The sequence below is a fragment of the Pseudomonas sp. QTF5 genome (genome assembly GCF_000512695.2).
GTDB lineage: Bacteria > Pseudomonadota > Gammaproteobacteria > Pseudomonadales > Pseudomonadaceae > Aquipseudomonas.
On the sequence record NZ_AZRW02000024.1, the window covers coordinates 1 to 17,708 of the forward strand.

Annotated in this window: 19 protein-coding genes and 1 tRNA gene; 5 read left to right on the plus strand and 15 right to left on the minus strand. The window is 56.2% G+C overall.

What is annotated here, in order from left to right:
• Positions 1–823: 823 nt before the first annotated feature.
• The 3 genes from IC37_RS18495 to IC37_RS18505 all read right to left on the minus strand — a co-directional run bounded on the left by IC37_RS18495 (position 824) and on the right by IC37_RS18505 (position 2,345).
• Entirely contained in the window at positions 824–1,189 is a 366-nt protein-coding gene (locus IC37_RS18495) for an SMI1/KNR4 family protein (RefSeq protein ID WP_030131115.1), read from the minus strand.
• A 301-nt stretch (positions 1,190–1,490) separates the two neighbouring features.
• Complete coding sequence (locus IC37_RS18500; protein ID WP_033864928.1) at positions 1,491–1,925, minus strand: cupin domain-containing protein; 435 nt, start codon at positions 1,923–1,925, stop codon at positions 1,491–1,493.
• Positions 1,926–2,003: 78 nt separating this feature from the next.
• Positions 2,004–2,345: a hypothetical protein gene (locus IC37_RS18505; RefSeq protein ID WP_051414850.1), complete on the minus strand. Its 342-nt coding sequence runs from the start codon at positions 2,343–2,345 to the stop codon at positions 2,004–2,006.
• Positions 2,346–2,418: 73 nt separating this feature from the next.
• On the opposite strand from IC37_RS18505, the gene IC37_RS18510 reads away from it, so the two are divergent.
• Positions 2,419–2,979 carry a helix-turn-helix domain-containing protein gene (locus tag IC37_RS18510; protein ID WP_256580760.1) on the plus strand — a complete coding sequence of 187 codons (561 nt, stop codon included), beginning with the start codon at positions 2,419–2,421 and terminating at the stop codon, positions 2,977–2,979.
• 406 nt (positions 2,980–3,385) lie between these two features.
• Positions 3,386–4,666 (plus strand): MFS transporter, encoded by a 1,281-nt coding sequence (locus IC37_RS18515; RefSeq protein WP_030131119.1) that lies wholly within the window; start codon positions 3,386–3,388, stop codon positions 4,664–4,666.
• A gap of 213 nt (positions 4,667–4,879) precedes the next feature.
• Here the strand turns inward: IC37_RS18515 and IC37_RS18520 are convergent, their stop codons facing one another.
• Positions 4,880–5,863: a GlxA family transcriptional regulator gene (locus tag IC37_RS18520; protein WP_030131120.1), complete on the minus strand. Its 984-nt coding sequence runs from the start codon at positions 5,861–5,863 to the stop codon at positions 4,880–4,882.
• A 215-nt stretch (positions 5,864–6,078) separates the two neighbouring features.
• Here IC37_RS18520 and IC37_RS18525 point away from each other — a divergent pair, with 215 nt between their 5' ends.
• Both IC37_RS18525 and IC37_RS18530 read left to right on the plus strand, forming a co-directional pair.
• Positions 6,079–6,969, plus strand: a complete 891-nt coding sequence (locus tag IC37_RS18525; protein WP_030131121.1) for an MBL fold metallo-hydrolase — start codon at positions 6,079–6,081, stop codon at positions 6,967–6,969.
• 89 nt (positions 6,970–7,058) lie between these two features.
• Complete coding sequence (locus IC37_RS18530; protein ID WP_030131122.1) at positions 7,059–7,601, plus strand: cysteine hydrolase family protein; 543 nt, start codon at positions 7,059–7,061, stop codon at positions 7,599–7,601.
• Between the two features lie 484 nt (positions 7,602–8,085).
• Here IC37_RS18530 and IC37_RS18535 read toward each other — a convergent pair whose 3' ends face one another.
• From IC37_RS18535 to IC37_RS18580, 11 genes are all read right to left on the minus strand, one after another.
• Positions 8,086–8,274: a hypothetical protein gene (locus IC37_RS18535; RefSeq protein ID WP_030131123.1), complete on the minus strand. Its 189-nt coding sequence runs from the start codon at positions 8,272–8,274 to the stop codon at positions 8,086–8,088.
• A gap of 61 nt (positions 8,275–8,335) precedes the next feature.
• Entirely contained in the window at positions 8,336–9,175 is an 840-nt protein-coding gene (locus IC37_RS18540; RefSeq protein ID WP_030131124.1) for a hypothetical protein, read from the minus strand.
• Between the two features lie 93 nt (positions 9,176–9,268).
• Positions 9,269–12,175 carry a DUF927 domain-containing protein gene (locus tag IC37_RS18545; protein ID WP_030131125.1) on the minus strand — a complete coding sequence of 969 codons (2,907 nt, stop codon included), beginning with the start codon at positions 12,173–12,175 and terminating at the stop codon, positions 9,269–9,271.
• Complete coding sequence (locus IC37_RS18550) at positions 12,172–12,444, minus strand: DUF3077 domain-containing protein (protein ID WP_030131126.1); 273 nt, start codon at positions 12,442–12,444, stop codon at positions 12,172–12,174. Before IC37_RS18550 ends, IC37_RS18545 begins: the two co-directional genes overlap by 4 nt.
• Entirely contained in the window at positions 12,441–12,725 is a 285-nt protein-coding gene (locus IC37_RS18555; protein WP_030131127.1) for a hypothetical protein, read from the minus strand. Before IC37_RS18555 ends, IC37_RS18550 begins: the two co-directional genes overlap by 4 nt.
• A complete protein-coding gene (locus tag IC37_RS30120) occupies positions 12,722–12,883 on the minus strand; it encodes a hypothetical protein (RefSeq protein WP_177409415.1) in 162 nt (53 codons plus the stop codon). The genes IC37_RS18555 and IC37_RS30120 overlap by 4 nt, the downstream gene beginning before the upstream one ends.
• Positions 12,884–13,259: 376 nt before the next feature.
• Positions 13,260–13,565, minus strand: a complete 306-nt coding sequence (locus IC37_RS18560) for a hypothetical protein (RefSeq protein WP_030131128.1) — start codon at positions 13,563–13,565, stop codon at positions 13,260–13,262.
• Positions 13,562–13,843, minus strand: coding sequence for an AlpA family transcriptional regulator (locus IC37_RS18565; RefSeq protein ID WP_030131129.1), 282 nt, complete (start codon positions 13,841–13,843; stop codon positions 13,562–13,564). Before IC37_RS18565 ends, IC37_RS18560 begins: the two co-directional genes overlap by 4 nt.
• An 87-nt stretch (positions 13,844–13,930) precedes the next feature.
• Positions 13,931–14,770, minus strand: coding sequence for a hypothetical protein (locus IC37_RS30595; RefSeq protein ID WP_256580761.1), 840 nt, complete (start codon positions 14,768–14,770; stop codon positions 13,931–13,933).
• Between the two features lie 279 nt (positions 14,771–15,049).
• Positions 15,050–16,291: a tyrosine-type recombinase/integrase gene (locus tag IC37_RS18575; RefSeq protein WP_030131131.1), complete on the minus strand. Its 1,242-nt coding sequence runs from the start codon at positions 16,289–16,291 to the stop codon at positions 15,050–15,052.
• A gap of 165 nt (positions 16,292–16,456) precedes the next feature.
• Positions 16,457–16,541, minus strand: a tRNA-Leu gene (locus IC37_RS18580).
• Positions 16,542–16,648: 107 nt separating this feature from the next.
• On the opposite strand from IC37_RS18580, the gene queA reads away from it, so the two are divergent.
• Positions 16,649–17,698, plus strand: coding sequence for a tRNA preQ1(34) S-adenosylmethionine ribosyltransferase-isomerase QueA (queA, locus tag IC37_RS18585; RefSeq protein ID WP_030131132.1), 1,050 nt, complete (start codon positions 16,649–16,651; stop codon positions 17,696–17,698).
• Positions 17,699–17,708 lie beyond the last annotated feature (10 nt).

The following is a 17,708-nucleotide window of genomic DNA, read 5'->3' on the forward strand; positions in this document are numbered from 1 at the left end:
GAAATGAAGGCCTGCCTGACGGCAGGCCGTTACCGGCCCGCACACAAAAAATCTGACACTCTCATGCCCCTTTGTGTTGCTGATAACGCACGCTTGGCGTTGGTCAACCGAGTCAACTCCGTCAACCTGTCAACCAACTTAAAAAATCCAGCCGCTAACACGAACGCGCGGGTTCTTTGCCCCGTACCCATTCGAAATGCCCAGGGTCCCCGGCGAGCTACCAAGCGATAGGGCAAATGCACAGGTGAACAGCAGTTCACTAAGCTGTGCACTTTTCCGCTAACACGATCACGCGGGTTTCCTGCCCCGTGCCTCAAGAAGCTTCGCAGGGTCCCCCACCACTTTTCGAAGCACGGAGAAATGCCCTAGCTCCTGTCGCTGGAGGAGTCATCGCTTAGGGGGGCTAGGGGATGTTCTCTCAAATGCTGTGTTACGGGTGTTACGCGTGTTACGTTTCAGGCTAGTGTATTGATTTTACTCATTTTTTTATTTGTTACACCGCTGTGGATCATACTCAGAGGCAAGTGTTACAAGGGCTGTAGGTGTTACATATAATTGCGTCTTGGATTGGTTTCTATCGACCCCAAAGCTGCCGTTGGCCAAAGGCAGCAATCGGCCGAGGCTGTGTAAAAACGTTTTTGAGCGCGACAGGTACTCAAAACCGGACCGAAAATCGCGCTTCTACGCAAAATCCACATCTGCTGACGTGCCGATAAATTTCAGATTTGACGTAGACGCGGACACTTCAATTTTGGTGAAGCGTTTTTACACACTCTGGGCCAAAAGCGGACGCTGGGTATGGATTGCAGATCTCGTACAGACACTACTCAAGGGCTATGCAGACCTGTTCGAACCAGGCGGCAAAGGTTGGCCAACTTTCGTCTGTACTTCCGTTGTGTGACCAGTATCGAACAACACCAGCCTCCGATATGCAGAAGTAGTCGCTGTTATCTTCAATGAAAGGCAACCAATCCCGGGGCACACCCTGGGCCCAGGCGGTTTCGGTAATTTCAAAGATATCCAGATGGATGCATCCCCCCAAAATCACCGCTGGTTCAAATGCGGCGTTTGCGACATCGCTGCCACCTTTCAGGAACCGGATATATTGATCGGGAAATCGAAAATTGAGCCTGCTCTCTGCGTCAGCAATTTCAGCATCTGTTGGAATACGAAAAGGATTGTCTGTCATTCGTTCAAGTCCGAGTATCGTGCAGTGGGCGATAGCTTATTCAATCAGAGAGTGTAGATGTCCGCTTTGGGTTGCTGCCCTTCGCCACAGACGGCAATCGGCCAGAAGCAGTCATTCGGGCTGCCTACAAAACCTGGGGCGCTTCAGTTTAGCTGCTGGCGCGACGCACTGTAGCCGTCGCGATCCGGCCAGAAGCAACCGCTAACTCCTCCTTATTTGGGCTCTGACGCCTTGCCGTCCGACCCCAACCGCGGCCCCCTTTCTACCAGAGATCCACGTGTTGAGGGCCTCAGCGAATCCGTTACTGCCATGGAGTGCCGGGTATAGGCAGGCCATCTTCAATGGAATCCCCGACCATGCTGCCGTTACGGGCCTGAATCACTAGGTAATTCAACGGCACCTCGCCGGTATTGCGCCAACAGCGCCGTCCTTCCGGTGCCACTCGAATCACCGACCCCGGCCCTACCGGCACGATGCAGTCATCCACACAGAACTCACCCTCACCGCCTAGAAAGAAATACACCTCCTCGTTGAGCCTGTGGGCATGTGTGAACGGCATGGTGACTCCAGCAGGCAGCGAGTTGATGGAGATTTCCATCCCGCTCAGCCCCAGCACCTCTTTGAGGAAATGCTTGCCCTTCATCGGTCTCGGTAGCCGGGGATGCGCAAACAGGTGGTTCATCCACTGCTGCGGCTCACCTACTTGGGCGCAGGACATGTTCTGCTCGGTACTCATCGATTGTTCCTTGTTGCGACTTTGGTTTATTGAAAAAAATGCGGCTGCAGCCTCGACCTACGCCGATGCCGGGTAAGGTCAATGCCCGCTGACTTGCGCGGTCAGCGCTGGCGTGCGGCCCTGATGCTCAATCTCATCCAGCGTCTGGTGGGCCCGCATGAGTTTGCTGGCCGCACTGCCGGCCTCCAACTGCTCGGCTTGGACAAACCAGCTGTAGGCATACTGGGCATGGATCAGTGCCTGCGCCGGATCGGCTGCTGCGGCTTCGAGGTGACACTGGCCAACGCTAAGCGCCAGGCTGCTGTTGATCAGTTCGGGCTCGATTTCGGTGGTCAGACAGTGCGGTTGCGCCGCTTGGACGGGAAACACAACACTGACAGCGATAGCGGCCGCCAGACTCACAGACAGTATTGGGCTCATGTTGATCGCTCCTTGGGTTTGACGTTCATGGCGCTTGGTTCCATTATGAAACCTGAGATCGACAGTAAGTTTCATGATAGAACCTGTCAAGGCCTTTAACGCCTTGCCGCTGGAATCATCCGACCGTCAGGACAGCCCCATGGAAAGAGTGAGTTTCGAAGACCGCAATTGCTCGATCGCCCGAGCCCTAGATGTACTAGGCGACTGGTGGAACGTACTGATCATCCGCGAGGCACTGTGGGGTACCCGCAAATTCGATGACTTCCAGCGCCATCTCGGCATGTCCAAGAGCATTCTGTCGAAGCGCCTGAAGCTGCTGCTGGAGCACGACATTCTGGAAAAGCGCAGCCAGGGCAGCAGCGTTGATTACCACCTCACAGCCAAGGGCCGTGAGGTGCTGGCCATCATCGTCAGCCTGCTGCAATGGGGCGACCGTTGGTATCCGCAGGCCGAAGGCCCACCCGTGGTGCTGGTCAACCGCCAGACCCGCGTGCCGCTGGCACCGCTGTGCTTTCAGGATGATCAGGGCACCCCGCTGGAGCTGGCCTACATTGGCCTGAGTGCAGGCCCCGGCGCCAACGAGGAAACTCGCGAGCGAATCCGTCAGATCCAGCACCGTCATACGCCGGACTGATCTGGCTGATGAACGTTTACTTATTATGGTTTGGCCCAAGCGGTGGGTTCGGCGATTAGCGGAAAGTTCGCAAGGGAGATAAAGCGCATTGAACAATACGCTTGCGTCCAAGTACGTACCAGTGGCTGGCTCCGTCAGCTTTGGGTCGATTGCAGCCAGTGGTGACAGGTAGCAATCGGCCAAAAGCGGTCATCCATAATGCCCGTGGTTGACTGCGTCAGAGTGTTTAGGTGCGCTATTGGAACAAGCCATTGCTCACGCTGAAGTCGCAACATATTCCCAGGAAGCGCATACCCAGTGCTGCGACCGTTGTATGACGTTTTGTTAGTCAATCTGTATCTAACGTTCTCCCTTTGACCGCCCTACTATCGCCCGCTCCTTCCAGGTTTTTCGAGGCTCTTGCGGCATGAGTAATGAGAATACAGGCTCTTGCGCCAAGGCCGATCAGGAAATCAAGCACACGTTCTTGTACCTGTTTTTGACCATATTTATCCCCTTTGGCCTCGGTCATTTCGTGTCGTACCTGTTTCGCACGGTCAACGCCTTGATCTATGTGGACCTGGAACGGGAACTGCACCTGCCCGCCAGCAGCCTGGGCCTCCTGACCGGCGTGTACTTTCTGACCTTCGCCGCGGCGCAGATTCCGCTCGGCGTCATGCTCGACCGCTACGGTCCGCGCAGCGTGCAGGCACCCATGCTGCTGTTCGCTGTATTGGGCTCGCTGATTTTCAGCTTCTCCCATACTGAACTGGGTCTGATCATTGGTCGCGGTCTGATCGGCCTGGGTGTTGCCGGTTCGCTGATGAGTGCGATCAAGGCGTGCGCCATCTGGCTGCCGGTTGAGCGCCTGCCGCTGAGTACGGCGTGCCTGTTATCGGTAGGCGGTCTGGGCGCCATGGCGTCCACCACACCGTTGCATGAACTGCTCAAGTGGATTTCATGGCGTGAAGCATTTCTGATTCTGGCGCTGCTGACCTTGTTCGTCTGCGTTGTCATTCATCTCAGCGTGCCGCGTACCTACAAACCCAAACCCACCACGCTCGCCGAAATGTCCAAGGCCGTGGGGACGCTTTACTCCTCGTGGATATTCTGGCGACTGACGTTGTACTCGGTGTTTGCCCATGCGATCTACATGTCGGTGCTGTCGCTGTGGATGGGACCGTGGCTACGCGATGTCGCCCGGTTGAGCGAGTCCAACATGGCCAATACCTTGCTCTGGGGCACCGTGGCGATGGTGGCAGGCTCGCTGGCCTTCGGATCGATCACCGACTACCTGCGGCGCTTTGGCGTGCAGCCGATCATGGTGTGCGGCGCCGGGGTTTCGATATTCATCGTATTTCAATCACTGATGATCAGCGGACTACCGGTATCGCCGCTGCTGATTGCGATGGGTTTCAGCTTCTTCGGTACCTCCACCACGATGAACTACGCAATCGTAGCTCAGTCGGTATCGCCTGAGCTGGCCGGGCGGGTCAGCTCGTCGTTCAACCTGGTGGTGTTCGTGCTGGCGTTCGTCTTGCAATGGTTGATGGGGGAGATTTTGAACCTGTGGCCAGCAACCGGGCAAGGACATCCGGTGGAGGCTTATCAGTGGTCGCTGGGAGTGATGATTGCGTTGCAGGTACCGGGAATGTTGCTGTGGTTGAGTTTTAAACCATGGCAATTGAAAACAGCGGCGGCGCGGTAAAACCATAACTGTCAGGTCGTTTTCGATTGCAGTCCTTCGCGACAGGCAGCAACCGGCCATAAGCAGACGTTCGGCTCAGGTAGCCTGGAGCCGAATTGCAGGACCAGCTGCTCAAAATATGATTTTCGCCTGAAGATCAACTTGTCAGGTTCAGCATGCTTTCATCTCGGCGCCTATGGAGTGAGATCCAACATGCGAGTTCGACAAACGCTGTCACCCTTTCGTTAAGTTTTTTTGATTCATTCCGAGACAAAACATCTTCCGATAGTCAGATGGAGTTGTACCTAGTTGAGCGCCAAATTGTTGTCTTAAAGATAGAGAAGTTCCAAAACCTACTTCACCCGCGATGCATTCAATCGGTAGTTCAGTCGTTTCTAGTAGCTCCTGTGCTCTCACAACTCGTTCGGCGTTTAACCATTTGGACACGGTAGTACCGGTGGCCTCCTTGAATCGACGAGTAAAGGTCCGCCTATTCATTTTTGCCATGTCTGCAAGGACGTCGAGCGACAAATTACCGGCCAGGTTTATGCGGGCCCACGCAAGTACATCAGACAAATGAGTCTCGCTAGAAAGCTCCGGCACAGGATGCTCAACGTATTGAGCTTGGCCTCCCTGCCTATGCGGCGGTGTCACCAGCATCTTCGCGGTGCGATTCGCCACATCAGCACCTAGCCGCTGGCGTATCAGATGCAGGCAGCAATCGATTGCCGCCACGGTTCCCGCAGAGGTCGTGATATTGCCATCGTTGACGTAGAGCACTTCGGGCCTGAAGCGAACCTCAGGGAAACGTCGCGCGAACTCCTCTCTGGCGGCCCAGTGAGTGGTTGCTTCCTTGCCATCAAGTAACCCGGCATCTCCGAGGACGAATGAGCCTAAACATAATCCCACTATGAGCTTGCCTTGGGCATTGGCGAGCTGGAGCGCCTTCACCAACTGTGCAGATGCGACGACCGATTGATCGCCCCATGCCGGAATGACAATTACGTCGGATGCCTCCATCAGTTCCAAGCCATGAGTGACCTCCAGACCAATCCCTTGATCGCTACTCACCATACCCGGCGACTCTGCGCAGTAACTGACGTCGTATTGAGGTTCACCAGGCGCGGATTGAGCTGTTCCCAGAACCACTCCGGGGACAGAAAGATGGAACAGGCTCACTCCATTAAAAGCTAGGACAGCGACGCGTATGGTTTGCATCAGGCAGCCTCGTCTTGGATCAGATGTATCCCTAGTAAATCATGGACAACCACTCATGCCTTCGATTGTTTAGGGGAACGGGATATGCGGCCAGTCCAATTAAGGGATGACGACTCGATGGCCCGATTATATCGAAATATGTCATTCAGGCCACTGTTGAGCATAAAAGCATTCAGCAAGAATGGAGTCATCAATGTATCAACAGGATGAATCACATGAAATTCAGAATTCTCCCCCTTGTACTCAGCATGGCCTGCGCGGCAGCAAGCACATCAGCGTTCGCAGGGACAAACGACCCTAAGGTATCTGCCGCTTCTCATAAGGTGGACTTACAGCAAGTTCGCAACGCAACGGTAAAAATCACCTATGGCGGTACGACGTTTCTAATCGATCCAATGCTGGCAAAAAAGGGTGCCTACCCTGGATTTGAAAACACCTACCGTAGCAACTTGCGCAATCCATTGGTTGATCTGACCGAGTCGCCCGAAAAAGTGATCTCTGGTGTCGACGCCGTCATCGTCACCCATACCCACCTTGACCACTGGGACGATGCGGCTCAGAAAGCACTGCCAAAAGACATCCCTCTGTTCGCTCAACATGAAGAAGATGCGCAGCTGATTCGCTCCCAGGGTTTCAAGAATGTGCACGTACTGACTGATGAGGCTGAATTTGGCGGCGTCAAGATCACCAAGACTGGTGGTCAACATGGCACAGACGAAATGTATGCCGTGCCAGCCCTTGCGAAACCGCTAGGCGAAGCTATGGGCGTGGTCTTCCAAGCGCAGGGCTACAAGACCCTTTACCTTGCTGGCGACACTGTCTGGCGTAAAGAGGTCGACCAGACTATTGAGAAATTTCATCCTGAAGTCATCGTACTCAACGCCGGAAAGGCAATGATGACTGGGTACAAGGGGTCGATCATCATGGGTGAGGAAGACGTCTTGCGCGCCTCAAAGGCTGCGAAAGACGCGAAAATTGTTGCAGTGCATATGGACGCAATCAACCACATGTCATTGACCCGTGAAGAGCTGCACACCTACGTCAAGAAGCATGGCATCGAAAGCCGAGTCGATATTCCGGAAGACGGCACTTCGCTGGAGTTCTGATTAAAGGGGCCGCAGGGGACGCTGGCTTATCTGCCGGTAAACGCTCGGCCTCGATAACATCACGTTCAAAATATGACTGGAGATTATTTATGAAGCGAGGTCTCGTTGTAGTTGACTTGCAAAACGAATACCTACCCACGGGCAATATGCCTTTGACCGGTATTGACGCCGCTGTAGAGAACGCAATCCGGGTGATCAGACACGCGCGCAATTCAGGATTTCCTATTTTCCACATACGGCATGAGTCCGAAGAAGGAGCTCCAATCTTTGCGAAGGGATCCACCGGTGCGGAAATTCAAGCAGATGTAGCTCCACAAGGTAATGAACCTGTAATCGTAAAAAAACACATTAACGCTTTCAGGGAAACTGATCTGAAGCAGCAGTTGGACGCCGCTGATATCCAGGAGATTGTGGTCATAGGCGCGATGAGTCACATGTGCATCGACGCCGTGGTGCGTGCAGCGGTGGACATGGGGTGTCCGGTTACTGTACTGCATGATGCATGCGCCACATCGGATCTTACTTTCCGGGGCGTGGCTGTACCTGCCGCTCAGGTGCATGCGGTGATGATGGCAGCTTTTGAGTTCGGCTACAGTACCGTTAAATCTGTAGACGATTACCTCTCGGCGTAAGCACGTAACAATCAGTTTTGGCTTCAGATAAGTTGAAAGACGATTAGACACAATCTCCCTTCCTGTACAGCAAAAGGGCCCTGTGCCGCCCTAGTTGATAATAATCACCGGGCCACCAAGTCTCGACATGTCAGCAGCATTTTTGCCTTTTCATTTCTCAGATTTGGGTGATTAACGTCTTGCTTCGCTGGCGTGTAGTTGTCTATACACTCATCCGACAAGCTTCAACCGTGCTGGCTTCCATGATGCGATCTCCTGATTCGGTAGTCGCTGTGGCTGGCTGTTATGGTTCGAAAGGAGAACTAGCTCAACGTCCGCTAATGGCCGATTGAGGTCAGTCGCAAAGGTCTTCAATCGGCCAAATACGGAGCTTTTGAAGAGTTTATGAGGGCATGAAGATGTTCATTGAAGGGGTTGGTAGGGCTGTTGGCCGAGACTTGAAAGTCAGGCTAAAGCGGAAGCCTAGAGAGCTTCCGCTTTAGCATTAACCCCGTTTTTTTAGCTGTTGTTCTATGAGGCTCATCTCTGCATCGATTGCTGCAATCGTAAGAGTCTCTGTTTTAGTAGTTTTACCTGTCCTTGGCTTTACAAGGTTGAGGAGCCCGCTCAAATGAGCTTTTCTCGCTTTCAGGGTTTCGGATGTGCCGACTTTGCTATGGATTGTAGTGTTCATGGCTAGGCCTCTTGGATGCCCGAAACAGCCTACCCTGAGGCTGTTTCGGGGGAGATGGCTGTTACATCGCTAGGACGTCTTGCAGGCTATACTGATTTGAGCGGTCAGAAAGATCACTACAAGTCCAGCTTCTAAAGTTCTCGCCCTGTTCCGGAATATCCAGCTTGTACAGCGCCACAGGGTCACGGTCGATTAGGCGACGAACTGCCCATAGCTTACCGCCTACATCGAGTAGCGCTTTTGCGGCCTCATTCCACTTTTCCTCAAGCACTGTGTTTGCCAGATCTGCCGCTTGATCTTCAATCTTCGCGCGTTCGCTCTGAGCTTCGGTGATGTGCTTATCGATAGTGACGAGCTCTTGCTCAAGCGCTGTGATAATCAGTTGTTGTCGACGATGATGCTCAGTCGCCGTGGTGAGATGTTTTGCGGCCTTTTGCGCATCGGCATTGGCGGCTTTCTCGCCTTCTTCATCACCCCAGGCAACCGCCTGCGCATAAGCTGTTGCAGCCTCTGTCTCAGCCTGTCGGGCTTTTGTCATATCTTCCTGGGCCTGCAGGCGGACCTGCTCCAGGCGAGTACTGATGCTATTACGTTTTTGCTTGAGTTCTTCTTCGTCGTTTTTCCAAGTAGTCATGGCTTCGATGTGGCCTGCCATCAAACTGTGATGATCTGCCAGGTTTTTTCGACGATGGATCTTTCTATCCAGTGTTTGGATGTCCCGATCACGGTAGCCGAGTTCTCTTTTTTTATCGGTGAGTTCATATCGCAGGTTGCTTTCCAGACTTTGCATGACCTCATAGTTTTCTAGCGCATCCGCATAGGGAGCCAACTCGCGCTGAAGTGTCTCCTTCTCGAGGATTTTTTTTGTGCGGAGGTCTTTCAGTTCTTGGATTTCGTTCATCTGTTTTGTCTCTGTGCAATTCGATTATGGGTTAGTTGAGCGGCTGGCGAGGCCGGGAATGAGCCGGCGCTACCTCGATCAGAAGGGATGCTGTCAGGCAGCCCGAGCCTCGCTCTCATCCGTTCCCGGAACCGTCTTCACGATGTAGCAGCGTTGCGGGCCGAGGCCGGGCAACCGGACCAGACTCGACGCTTTGCCATCACTTCCCGGCTCAAGAACGCCGCGCTGCAGCAGCTCCTTGTTAACCGCATTGATGTTCATGCCCCGGAAGATCTCCGAGCGCCATGCCTCGGGCAACACGTAATAGGTGTTCGTGGTGTGCAGGGAGTCGCCCATGCCGTGCTCCAGCGTCTTGCGAAAGCCGAGGCGGTCGATGGTGCGCGGGCCGTGCTCGTCGATCTTCGCCGCCGCCGATTCCCAGCGGGTGAAGCGGCTTTCGCCGAAGCGCTCGATGACCTGGCGCAGCCGCGCCAAGATCGCATCGCCCTCGAAGTTACCGGCGCCGCCACGCTCGTTCATCCATGCGTTTAGGCACACGCGAGCAGCGGTAGTGGCGGTTCCATCGGGCCAGCCGGTGATGCCCATCGCGGTGGCTAGTTCGCCAGCTGCGGCCGCGAGGCCGAAGCGAGCAGCTGCACGGTGCGCCTGCCCGCTGGCCGATGCCGGTAGTGACTGGGCGATAAACCCTTCCAATGTGCGGCGCAGGATGGCAGACCAACCGTGACGCTTGCCGGGTTCGCACAATGCCGTCAGGAAGGCTGTAAGCGGTGTGCCGTAGTACTTCGCTACCCGCGCTTTGAGCGCATCGGACAGCGCCGCGGCATCCTCGAAACCGTTGAGCGCGTCGAACATACCGAGGCCTTTGCTCGCATCGGCCGGAACCGCGAGCATGCGTACCTCCATGCCCGCTTTCAGCTCCTTGTTGGCCTCGGCCATGTGCTGAGCCAGTGTCTTCTCGCCAGTGGAGAGAAACAGCAGACGCCACTCCTGTACCTGTCGGCCCGCTTGGCCTCGGTCATTGGCGCGTGCCTTGCCGGTGCCGTTGCCGAGCATGTACACCGTCTCGCCAATGATGCGCGGATCGCACATGCCGATTTCATCTAGCACCAGGAGGCCGTCCGAATGAGCTGCAGCGATGGACTCCAGCGCGTTATCGGTGGAGCGCCACGAACGCACCAAGCGCGGTCCGCCGTAGATCGAGGCGGCAACTTGCAGGTGTGTGGTCTTACCGCCCGAACTGTCGCCGTACAAGTGAAAGCCGCCCGACTCATGGCCAAGCATGTGCAACAGCGGGCCAGCAAAGGCCACGCCGACGACAAACGCCAAGCGATGGTTGCCGACGCACAACGCGCCGATCTGTTCTTGCCATTGCTCCAAGGTGCCTGCTTCGCTGATCGGTGGAAGCTGCGCACCGGCCTCGTAGAAGTGTAGGTGTTCGCTGTGTGCGCCGACCTGTTGCTCGGGCAGCAGAAAGGCGCTGTCGTGCCAACCCAAGCGGGTCACCAGCCGCGCCCGTTGCGCACTGTCGAAACCCCCGAGATAGCTTTGCAGGTCATTGCGTGCATTGCGTCCCGAACGGCTTCCAGCGAGGCGCAGCCCCATGTCCACCAATGGGCCGAGCACGTCCTTACCGAAGTCGCCGGTCATGGTGCGCGCCGGGATGTTCCACCGTTTTTTGGCGCCGTCTGGATCGTCGAATTCGACCAGCAGACCCCAGTTCTGGCCTTTGTCGTCGCGAGTGCGGGCGAGTATTTCCAGAGACGAACACACTGGGCGCGCCTCGCCGTCGTCGCCGGCATAAAACACCCCTTCGGGCGTTAGACGGAAGCCACCGGGCATGAGGTCATTCTTTGATTTTGCAGGGCGCTTGGCCGCTGTTTTTGTCTTTGGCTCCGGCTTGTCTTCGGTTTGCTCAATCGTCGGCTTTTCCACGGGCAAACCGAATAGCTCACCGCTGCTTTCCAACTCAGTGAAGTGAGCAGCTGTCCAGCCTTTGGCGAGCGCATCGGCCGCATCGTCACCGTCGTTCCATTGACCACCTTTGGCGAAGGCGGCGCGATCGTTCTTCAGCATGGGCTTACGTTTGAACACATCCAGCGCGATGACCCGAACCGAGGCGGCACCGATCTCACGCAGTTTGTCGGCGATAGCTTCCATGCACGCTTTGCCGCTGACATCGTTGTCTGGCCACAACAGCACGTCGCGACCTTTAAGCGGTGTCAGGTCGGCTTTGTGCCAGGAGTTGGAGCCGTTCGGCCAGCAGGTGGCTACGTAATCCGGCAGCAGTTCAGCGGCGGCGTCGGCGGCTTTTTCGCCTTCGCACAGGGCAACCGGTGCGTCAGCGCGCAGTGCCAGTTCATCAAGGCGCAGCAGTGGACGCGGATCTGGCAGACCCTGCCAGCGCCATTGTGTGGTTTGGCCATCGGAGCGCTGACACCACGTCAGCGGCGCAAATACCTTCTTCGGTTTGCCGTCGTCTTCCGGGCCGAGGTCGAAGCGGTAGAGCGCCATGAGGGGCTGACCCAGTGCATCACGGTAGATCCACACTTTAGAGGGCGCGCCGTGTTGCCGGTGCTTGGCCGGACACTTGTTCATGGCCTCGGCCGGGATCGGCTGAATGGCAATCCATTCATGTGCTTTAGTCTTGCCGGGGGCTGGCTTCGCCTGGGCGGCGCCGGGCGAGACGTTCAGCAGGTCTGCCAGTTTGGTACAGGCCTCGACGTCGGTGCCTCCGTCCAGATAGCGCACCAGATCAATCAGATCGCCGCCCTTATCGCTGGTGGCGAAGTCGGCCCAGGTGCCCTTGCTCAAACTGATCTTGAGCGAACCGGCGCGTTTATCGCTGCGGGTAGGATTCGGGGCGGTGTATTCCTTGCCGCCGTCTACGCGCTTGCCGTTAGGCAGCCAGTGCGACAGGACGCGATCAATGTCTTTTAGCGCGGCGGCTTTTACGTCTGCAAAGCTCGGACGTTTCGCGGTGCTGTTCGGTCGTTGGCTCATGTGTCGACCCTCGGCAAAAACAGCGCGTCGTTGATGTCGTCGATCAGGGCTTTGGCCATCTCACCCAAGTACAGGGCGGGCCAACTGAAACGCTCGCCGTGGTCGCTCATGGCGGCGTCGAGGTTGAGCTGGTTAGCGTGGTGCTGCAGTTGAGAAACCATCTCCAGCGCATCTTCGACTGGGACACCGGCGTTCACCCGAAACAGCTTCAGGTCGGAAGCGTTGACGCGGGAAAATGTGGCGTGGCCAAGGGTGGTGGAAATGGTCATAGCGCACCGCCTTTCTGCGCCGCAGGAATCGAGGTGGTGTCACCGTGCAAGGCGAGGGTCTTGATCAGGCCGAGCGTGCCGCGCACATCCCAAAGAACGGCGGCAATGACGTGGTTTGCAAGGCGGGGCGACTCGCTGTCGAAGTGATCTTCAAGCAGGGTCAGCACCGAGTCGGCGCGATTAATGGCACAGGTGATGGCGTCGATGGGCACACCGGCTTCCGCGTTCGTGCTGACGCACAGCAGATCTTCGGGCAGGGCAAAACTCAGTGCGTTGTTCATTGGGCACCGCCTGCGGATTCGAGTACGCGGGCTTTGGCCATGTGAGTGTTGTAGCGGGCGAGGCGTGTTGCGAGGCTGGAATTGGCGTGTAAAGCGGCGAGAGCCATTGCACGATGGGCAGCGGCGCGAATTTTGGACGGATTGAGGGCGTGTTTCATCTGGCGTAACTCCTGTATGTGAGGAGCTGCCACAGTTCGCCGCTAAACGAATTGGGGTGGCAGCTGTGCGCGGGTTAGCGGACCGGGCATACAGGACCCCGGCAGACCCGAAGGTCTCCCACGCACAGCCACCATAAAGCAGGAATGCGGGCACAAAAAAAGCGCCAGCAATCGGTATGGGGGCGCCTGTGCGCCTGTATGTACTCGGGCCGCTAAACCCGGTCGCTGATTTTGCAGCGACGGCCAGAGAGTAACGTCCGTTTTTCGAAAGTGCAACTGCGCTGATGGCTTGCGGATTTTTCAGGTGCGGCATAAATTGTTCGTGCATGTAGATTTACCTCAACGCCTCCGGATTGCCCCCGGAGGCGTTTTCGTTTCAGGCATGGGCTTCCCAGCGCAGGGAGAGCAGGGGCAGAAATCCGCCGCTGAGCATGGAGTGGGCGTCTTCGTAGGCTTGCGTTTGCTGACCTTCGTCGACGATCACGGCACCGATCTTTTCGCAGTGGAGGGAGAGGGCGCACCAAGTACCGTCGGCCCAGCTGAGTACGCTGACAACGCGACCTTGTTTGTCCTGCTGGCTGCGGTAGCGCTCAAGACGCTGCATGAGACGGTGTGAAAAGCCGATCCGGCGTAGCACGGAAAAGGGATGCATCAACGCATTACTGGCGATCTTGCGGCTCATGCGGCCACCTGATCGCGCGCCTCGATGCGGCTGCGTGCCCATGCCTGGACTTCGGACAGAACCCAAGCGACAGGTGCGCCGCGAGCAGTGCTATTGCTCAGTTTGACGGGCTGCGGAAAGCCGCAGTCGGGACGCTGCATGAGCTTGTAGATGGTGGAACGCTTCATGCCCACGATGCCCTCAACTTCGGGCATGCGGATCAAAGTCGAAGATGCATCGAACAGTGCGTTAGAGGTTGCAGAGATAAGGCGGGGAAGTTCGGTGACAGAGGCTTTCATAGGTCTTGCTCTCGACAGGTTAGGACTGAGAGCAATGATCTAGGGGTAGGTCAGCGGTGAGCAGTTCACTTCCAATTGAAATTTCAGTTACAGCACGAAATTGCGTTTGAGGATGGTTTCCACGCTTTTGCGTGTCAGCGCCTTTTCGGTTTCGAGGGCGATCCACTCGGGGCGCTGTTTGGGTGGTTTAGCAACTTCACGTTCCAGCCAGGCGTGCACGGCCGTTTTGACGTTCCGTTCAGGCATGCCTTTCGCCAAATAATAGCGACCTTGTTTAACGATTGCCGCGTCGCGGGCACTGATGTCCATGCCGCGCTCCATGCCGCTGATGATGCCTCCTTTGCTGCGGATGGCATTCTTGATCGCACGATCAGCGACGGGCGTCAGCTCGTCATTGATCAAGCAGGGCAGGGAAGTAATGGGCTCTAGGTGAAGGACATACTGATCGAGAGCCTGGATGCGCTCGTCCGGGTCGACCTGCATCTCTACGAACTGGCAATAGAGATCCCATGGCCAGTCAGTCGGTGGTTCAGAAGTATGTGACCAAGCCTCTTGATCGGCGGCACGCATCCAGTCGGCTAAAGTTCCCAGCGCTTTTACAGCACAGGCCATGATGTAGGCAGCATGCGCCTCGTGCTCCGAAGCCGAGTAACAGTTGCTGTATTGGCGAACCCAATGCGCGAGACGTGCTCTATTGTCGGTTGAGGCATATTGAAAAATCGTCTCTTCATGCATCGTCGTCTTGATGCACATGCTGCTGAGATCGCTGTCGATGCCGCCGGTCTGAATACGCAGGCAGCACTGATCGATCAAGTAACACACGTCAGCGAGTTGCTCATGGCAGAACTCGTAGAGCGGTTGCGCCGAGAGATACTTGATCAGTCCAGCGGTTAGCGCTGAATGCAAAGTGGGTTGGTGATCAATCATCGCCAAGGTCTCTCAGCGTGTAACGCTCGATCCCACGCCCTCCGTTTTGCAGGCGTAACCAGCGAGAATCGCGCAGTAGCCACTCGTACCGAACGTTAGCCCGCAGCAACCGTGGGCTGAGTCTGGCGTTACACGCTAGGGCGGCGTTACATCGGGTGTACGGAAGGTCACGCAAACGTGTAACAGCTGTGAAAGCCAATGAATCTGGGCGTTTAGCGTGAGGCGTTACACGAGTAACACTCGTAACATGGATTTTCGAGGGGGAGTGGATGGGCTTACTCATACCGCTTTTCCAAACTGTCCCTTGATAACCTTTCCGCTTGCAAGCGCATCGAGGTGATCCGCGTACCACTGCATCATCTTCACTCGGTGCTCAAGGTATTGAGCCTTGTTGTACACCCCAGAGATTCCCTCTTCTTTATGAGCAAGCTGCGCTTCGACATGTTCTTTCGGCCAACCGTGTTCCCTGAGCAAAGTGCTAGCAGTATGGCGAGTGCCATGACCAACCAAGCGGCCCTTGTAACCAACTGTCGCAAAGACTTTGTTGATGGTGTTTTCACTAATGGTCGGGTTCTTAGCGCCGACTCCGGGGAACAGCCATCGACTGCGCCCGGTGAGGCACTGGAGTTCTTTGAGAACGGATAGCGCCTGCTTAGGGAGTGGGCACACAAAATCCCTACGCATCTTCATCTTAGCGGCAGGTGTCGTCCAGATCGCTTTATCAAGGTCGAACTCTTTCCATTCAGCTAAGCGAACCATTCCCGGTCTCGATGCCGTCCATATGCAAAGCCATGCTGCTGTTCGGGCCGTCAGTCTGCTGGGGGTGTTCTTCAGTGCGGTCAGAAAGTCGCCGAGTTCTGGTTCTAGCAAATGTGGATGCTGTTGAGTCTTTGGTGCTTGGGCTGCGATATCGCGAAGGCGGCTCCCTGGGTCGTTTTCGGTTAAGCCTAATCCAATGGCTCGACCGAAGATCTGGTTGATCCAAGTGCGACATTTTTCCGCTACGTTGTGAGCGTCTCTAGCTTCTATGGATGCTTGGAGTTCTGCACAATCTGTGCGGGAAATCTCGTCGAGGGGTTTGTCCCCCAGTGCTGGGAGGATGTCCTTGTCGAGGTACGTCCGGATCTTATTGAGGGTAGAAGGGGCAAGACCCTTTTCTTCTTTCGCCTTGAGCCAAGCGTCGGCAGCTGCTTGGAAGGTTCGAGTTTTAGCCGCATCGATTGCAGCTTTCGCAGATCGCTTTTGTTCGAGGGGATCGGCACCACTACTCACTACTTTGCGCAGTTCGGCAGCTTTGTCCCGTGCCAAGGCACCACTTACTTCCGGGTAACCCCCTAGCCCCATCCAAGCCCAATTGCCCGCCGGACGTTTGTAACGGAGCTGCCAGGATTTACCACCATCAGGTTTGACCCTGAAGTAGAGGCCGTTTCCATCCAGCTCCCGGTATTCCTTTGATTCCGGCTCCAATCCCGCAAGTGTCGTGTCAGCGAGAGGGCGGCGCTTGATGTCTGCGCGCTTCATCCTTGTATCCCAAAGTTCGGTATTTTTCTCAGGATACAAGCAGGGATACAGGGATACAACGTATAGGGGGAGACAGGGGTGGATAGATAGGCACAAAAAAACCGGCTCAAGTGGCCGGTTTCTCTGGGTCTGAGAGTCTGGTAGAGACTTTCAGATACTGCTATATGGTGCCCCGAGGGAGACTCGAACTCCCACTTCTTGCGAAAACGGATTTTGAATCCGCCGCGTCTACCAATTCCGCCATCAGGGCTCAATGGCGGCGAAGTATAGAGATGAGATAACCGTCGGTCAATCAGGTACATGGAGAATTTTTGATATTTCCGCTAGACTTCCCGGCCCTGCTAGACGAACCCCATCATGCGCGTTGCTGACTTTACCTTTGAGCTCCCTGATTCGCTGATTGCTCGCCATCCTTTGGCCGAGCGTCGCGGTAGTCGCCTGTTGACCCTGGACGGGGTCAGCGGCGCCCTGGCACACCGTCAATTCACTGATTTGCTGGAGCATTTGCGCCCCGGCGATTTGATGGTGTTCAACAATACCCGGGTGATTCCGGCGCGGCTGTTTGGCCAGAAGGCTTCCGGCGGCAAGCTGGAAATTCTGGTGGAGCGGGTGCTCGACAGTCATCGCGTGCTGGCGCATGTGCGTTCCAGCAAGTCGCCGAAACCGGGTTCGAAGATCCTGATCGACGGCGGTGGCGAAGCCGAGATGCTGGCGCGTCATGACGCGTTGTTCGAACTGGGGTTTGCCGAAGAGGTGTTGCCGCTGCTCGATCGCGTCGGGCACATGCCGTTGCCTCCTTATATAGACCGCCCGGATGAGGGCTCGGACCGCGAGCGTTATCAGACGGTGTACGCCGAGCGTTTGGGCGCGGTGGCGGCGCCGACGGCGGGGCTGCATTTCGATCAGCCGCTGATGGAGGCGATTGCCGCCAAGGGCGTCGAGACCGCGTTCGTGACTTTGCACGTCGGTGCGGGCACGTTCCAGCCGGTGCGGGTCGAGAAGATTGAAGACCACCACATGCACAGCGAATGGCTGGAAGTCGGTCAGGACGTGGTCGATGCCGTTGCCGCCTGCCGTGCTCGCGGTGGTCGTGTGGTGGCCGTGGGGACCACCAGCGTGCGTTCACTGGAAAGCGCCGCGCGCGATGGTGTGCTCAAGCGGTTCAGTGGCGACACCGACATCTTTATCTACCCGGGCCGGCCGTTTCATGTGGTCGATGCCCTGGTCACCAACTTCCATTTGCCCGAATCCACGCTATTGATGCTGGTTTCGGCGTTCGCCGGTTATCCCGAAGCCATGGCCGCTTATAAAGCCGCCGTCGAGCATGAATACCGCTTTTTCAGCTACGGTGATGCGATGTTTATCACCCGTAATCCCGCGCCACGTGGCCCTGAGGACAAAGAATGAGTCGCCAAAG

Bases quoted from the DNA above. Each gene is read 5' to 3' on its own strand.
- IC37_RS18540 (WP_030131124.1), bottom strand. From the start codon at position 9,175: ATGAACGAAATCCAAGAACTGAAAGACCTCCGCACAAAAAAAATCCTC.
- IC37_RS18550 (WP_030131126.1), bottom strand. From the start codon at position 12,444: ATGACCATTTCCACCACCCTTGGCCACGCCACATTTTCCCGCGTCAAC.
- IC37_RS18535 (WP_030131123.1), bottom strand. From the start codon at position 8,274: ATGAACACTACAATCCATAGCAAAGTCGGCACATCCGAAACCCTGAAA.
- IC37_RS30595 (WP_256580761.1), bottom strand. From the start codon at position 14,770: ATGATTGATCACCAACCCACTTTGCATTCAGCGCTAACCGCTGGACTG.
- IC37_RS18515 (WP_030131119.1), top strand. From the start codon at position 3,386: ATGAGTAATGAGAATACAGGCTCTTGCGCCAAGGCCGATCAGGAAATC.
- queA (WP_030131132.1), top strand. From the start codon at position 16,649: ATGCGCGTTGCTGACTTTACCTTTGAGCTCCCTGATTCGCTGATTGCT.
- IC37_RS18525 (WP_030131121.1), top strand. From the start codon at position 6,079: ATGAAATTCAGAATTCTCCCCCTTGTACTCAGCATGGCCTGCGCGGCA.
- IC37_RS18505 (WP_051414850.1), bottom strand. From the start codon at position 2,345: ATGAGCCCAATACTGTCTGTGAGTCTGGCGGCCGCTATCGCTGTCAGT.
- IC37_RS30120 (WP_177409415.1), bottom strand. From the start codon at position 12,883: ATGAAACACGCCCTCAATCCGTCCAAAATTCGCGCCGCTGCCCATCGT.
- IC37_RS18520 (WP_030131120.1), bottom strand. From the start codon at position 5,863: ATGCAAACCATACGCGTCGCTGTCCTAGCTTTTAATGGAGTGAGCCTG.
- IC37_RS18575 (WP_030131131.1), bottom strand. From the start codon at position 16,291: ATGAAGCGCGCAGACATCAAGCGCCGCCCTCTCGCTGACACGACACTT.
- IC37_RS18530 (WP_030131122.1), top strand. From the start codon at position 7,059: ATGAAGCGAGGTCTCGTTGTAGTTGACTTGCAAAACGAATACCTACCC.
- IC37_RS18500 (WP_033864928.1), bottom strand. From the start codon at position 1,925: ATGAGTACCGAGCAGAACATGTCCTGCGCCCAAGTAGGTGAGCCGCAG.
- IC37_RS18510 (WP_256580760.1), top strand. From the start codon at position 2,419: ATGATAGAACCTGTCAAGGCCTTTAACGCCTTGCCGCTGGAATCATCC.
- IC37_RS18560 (WP_030131128.1), bottom strand. From the start codon at position 13,565: ATGAGCCGCAAGATCGCCAGTAATGCGTTGATGCATCCCTTTTCCGTG.
- IC37_RS18495 (WP_030131115.1), bottom strand. From the start codon at position 1,189: ATGACAGACAATCCTTTTCGTATTCCAACAGATGCTGAAATTGCTGAC.
- IC37_RS18565 (WP_030131129.1), bottom strand. From the start codon at position 13,843: ATGAAAGCCTCTGTCACCGAACTTCCCCGCCTTATCTCTGCAACCTCT.
- IC37_RS18545 (WP_030131125.1), bottom strand. From the start codon at position 12,175: ATGAGCCAACGACCGAACAGCACCGCGAAACGTCCGAGCTTTGCAGAC.
- IC37_RS18555 (WP_030131127.1), bottom strand. From the start codon at position 12,725: ATGAACAACGCACTGAGTTTTGCCCTGCCCGAAGATCTGCTGTGCGTC.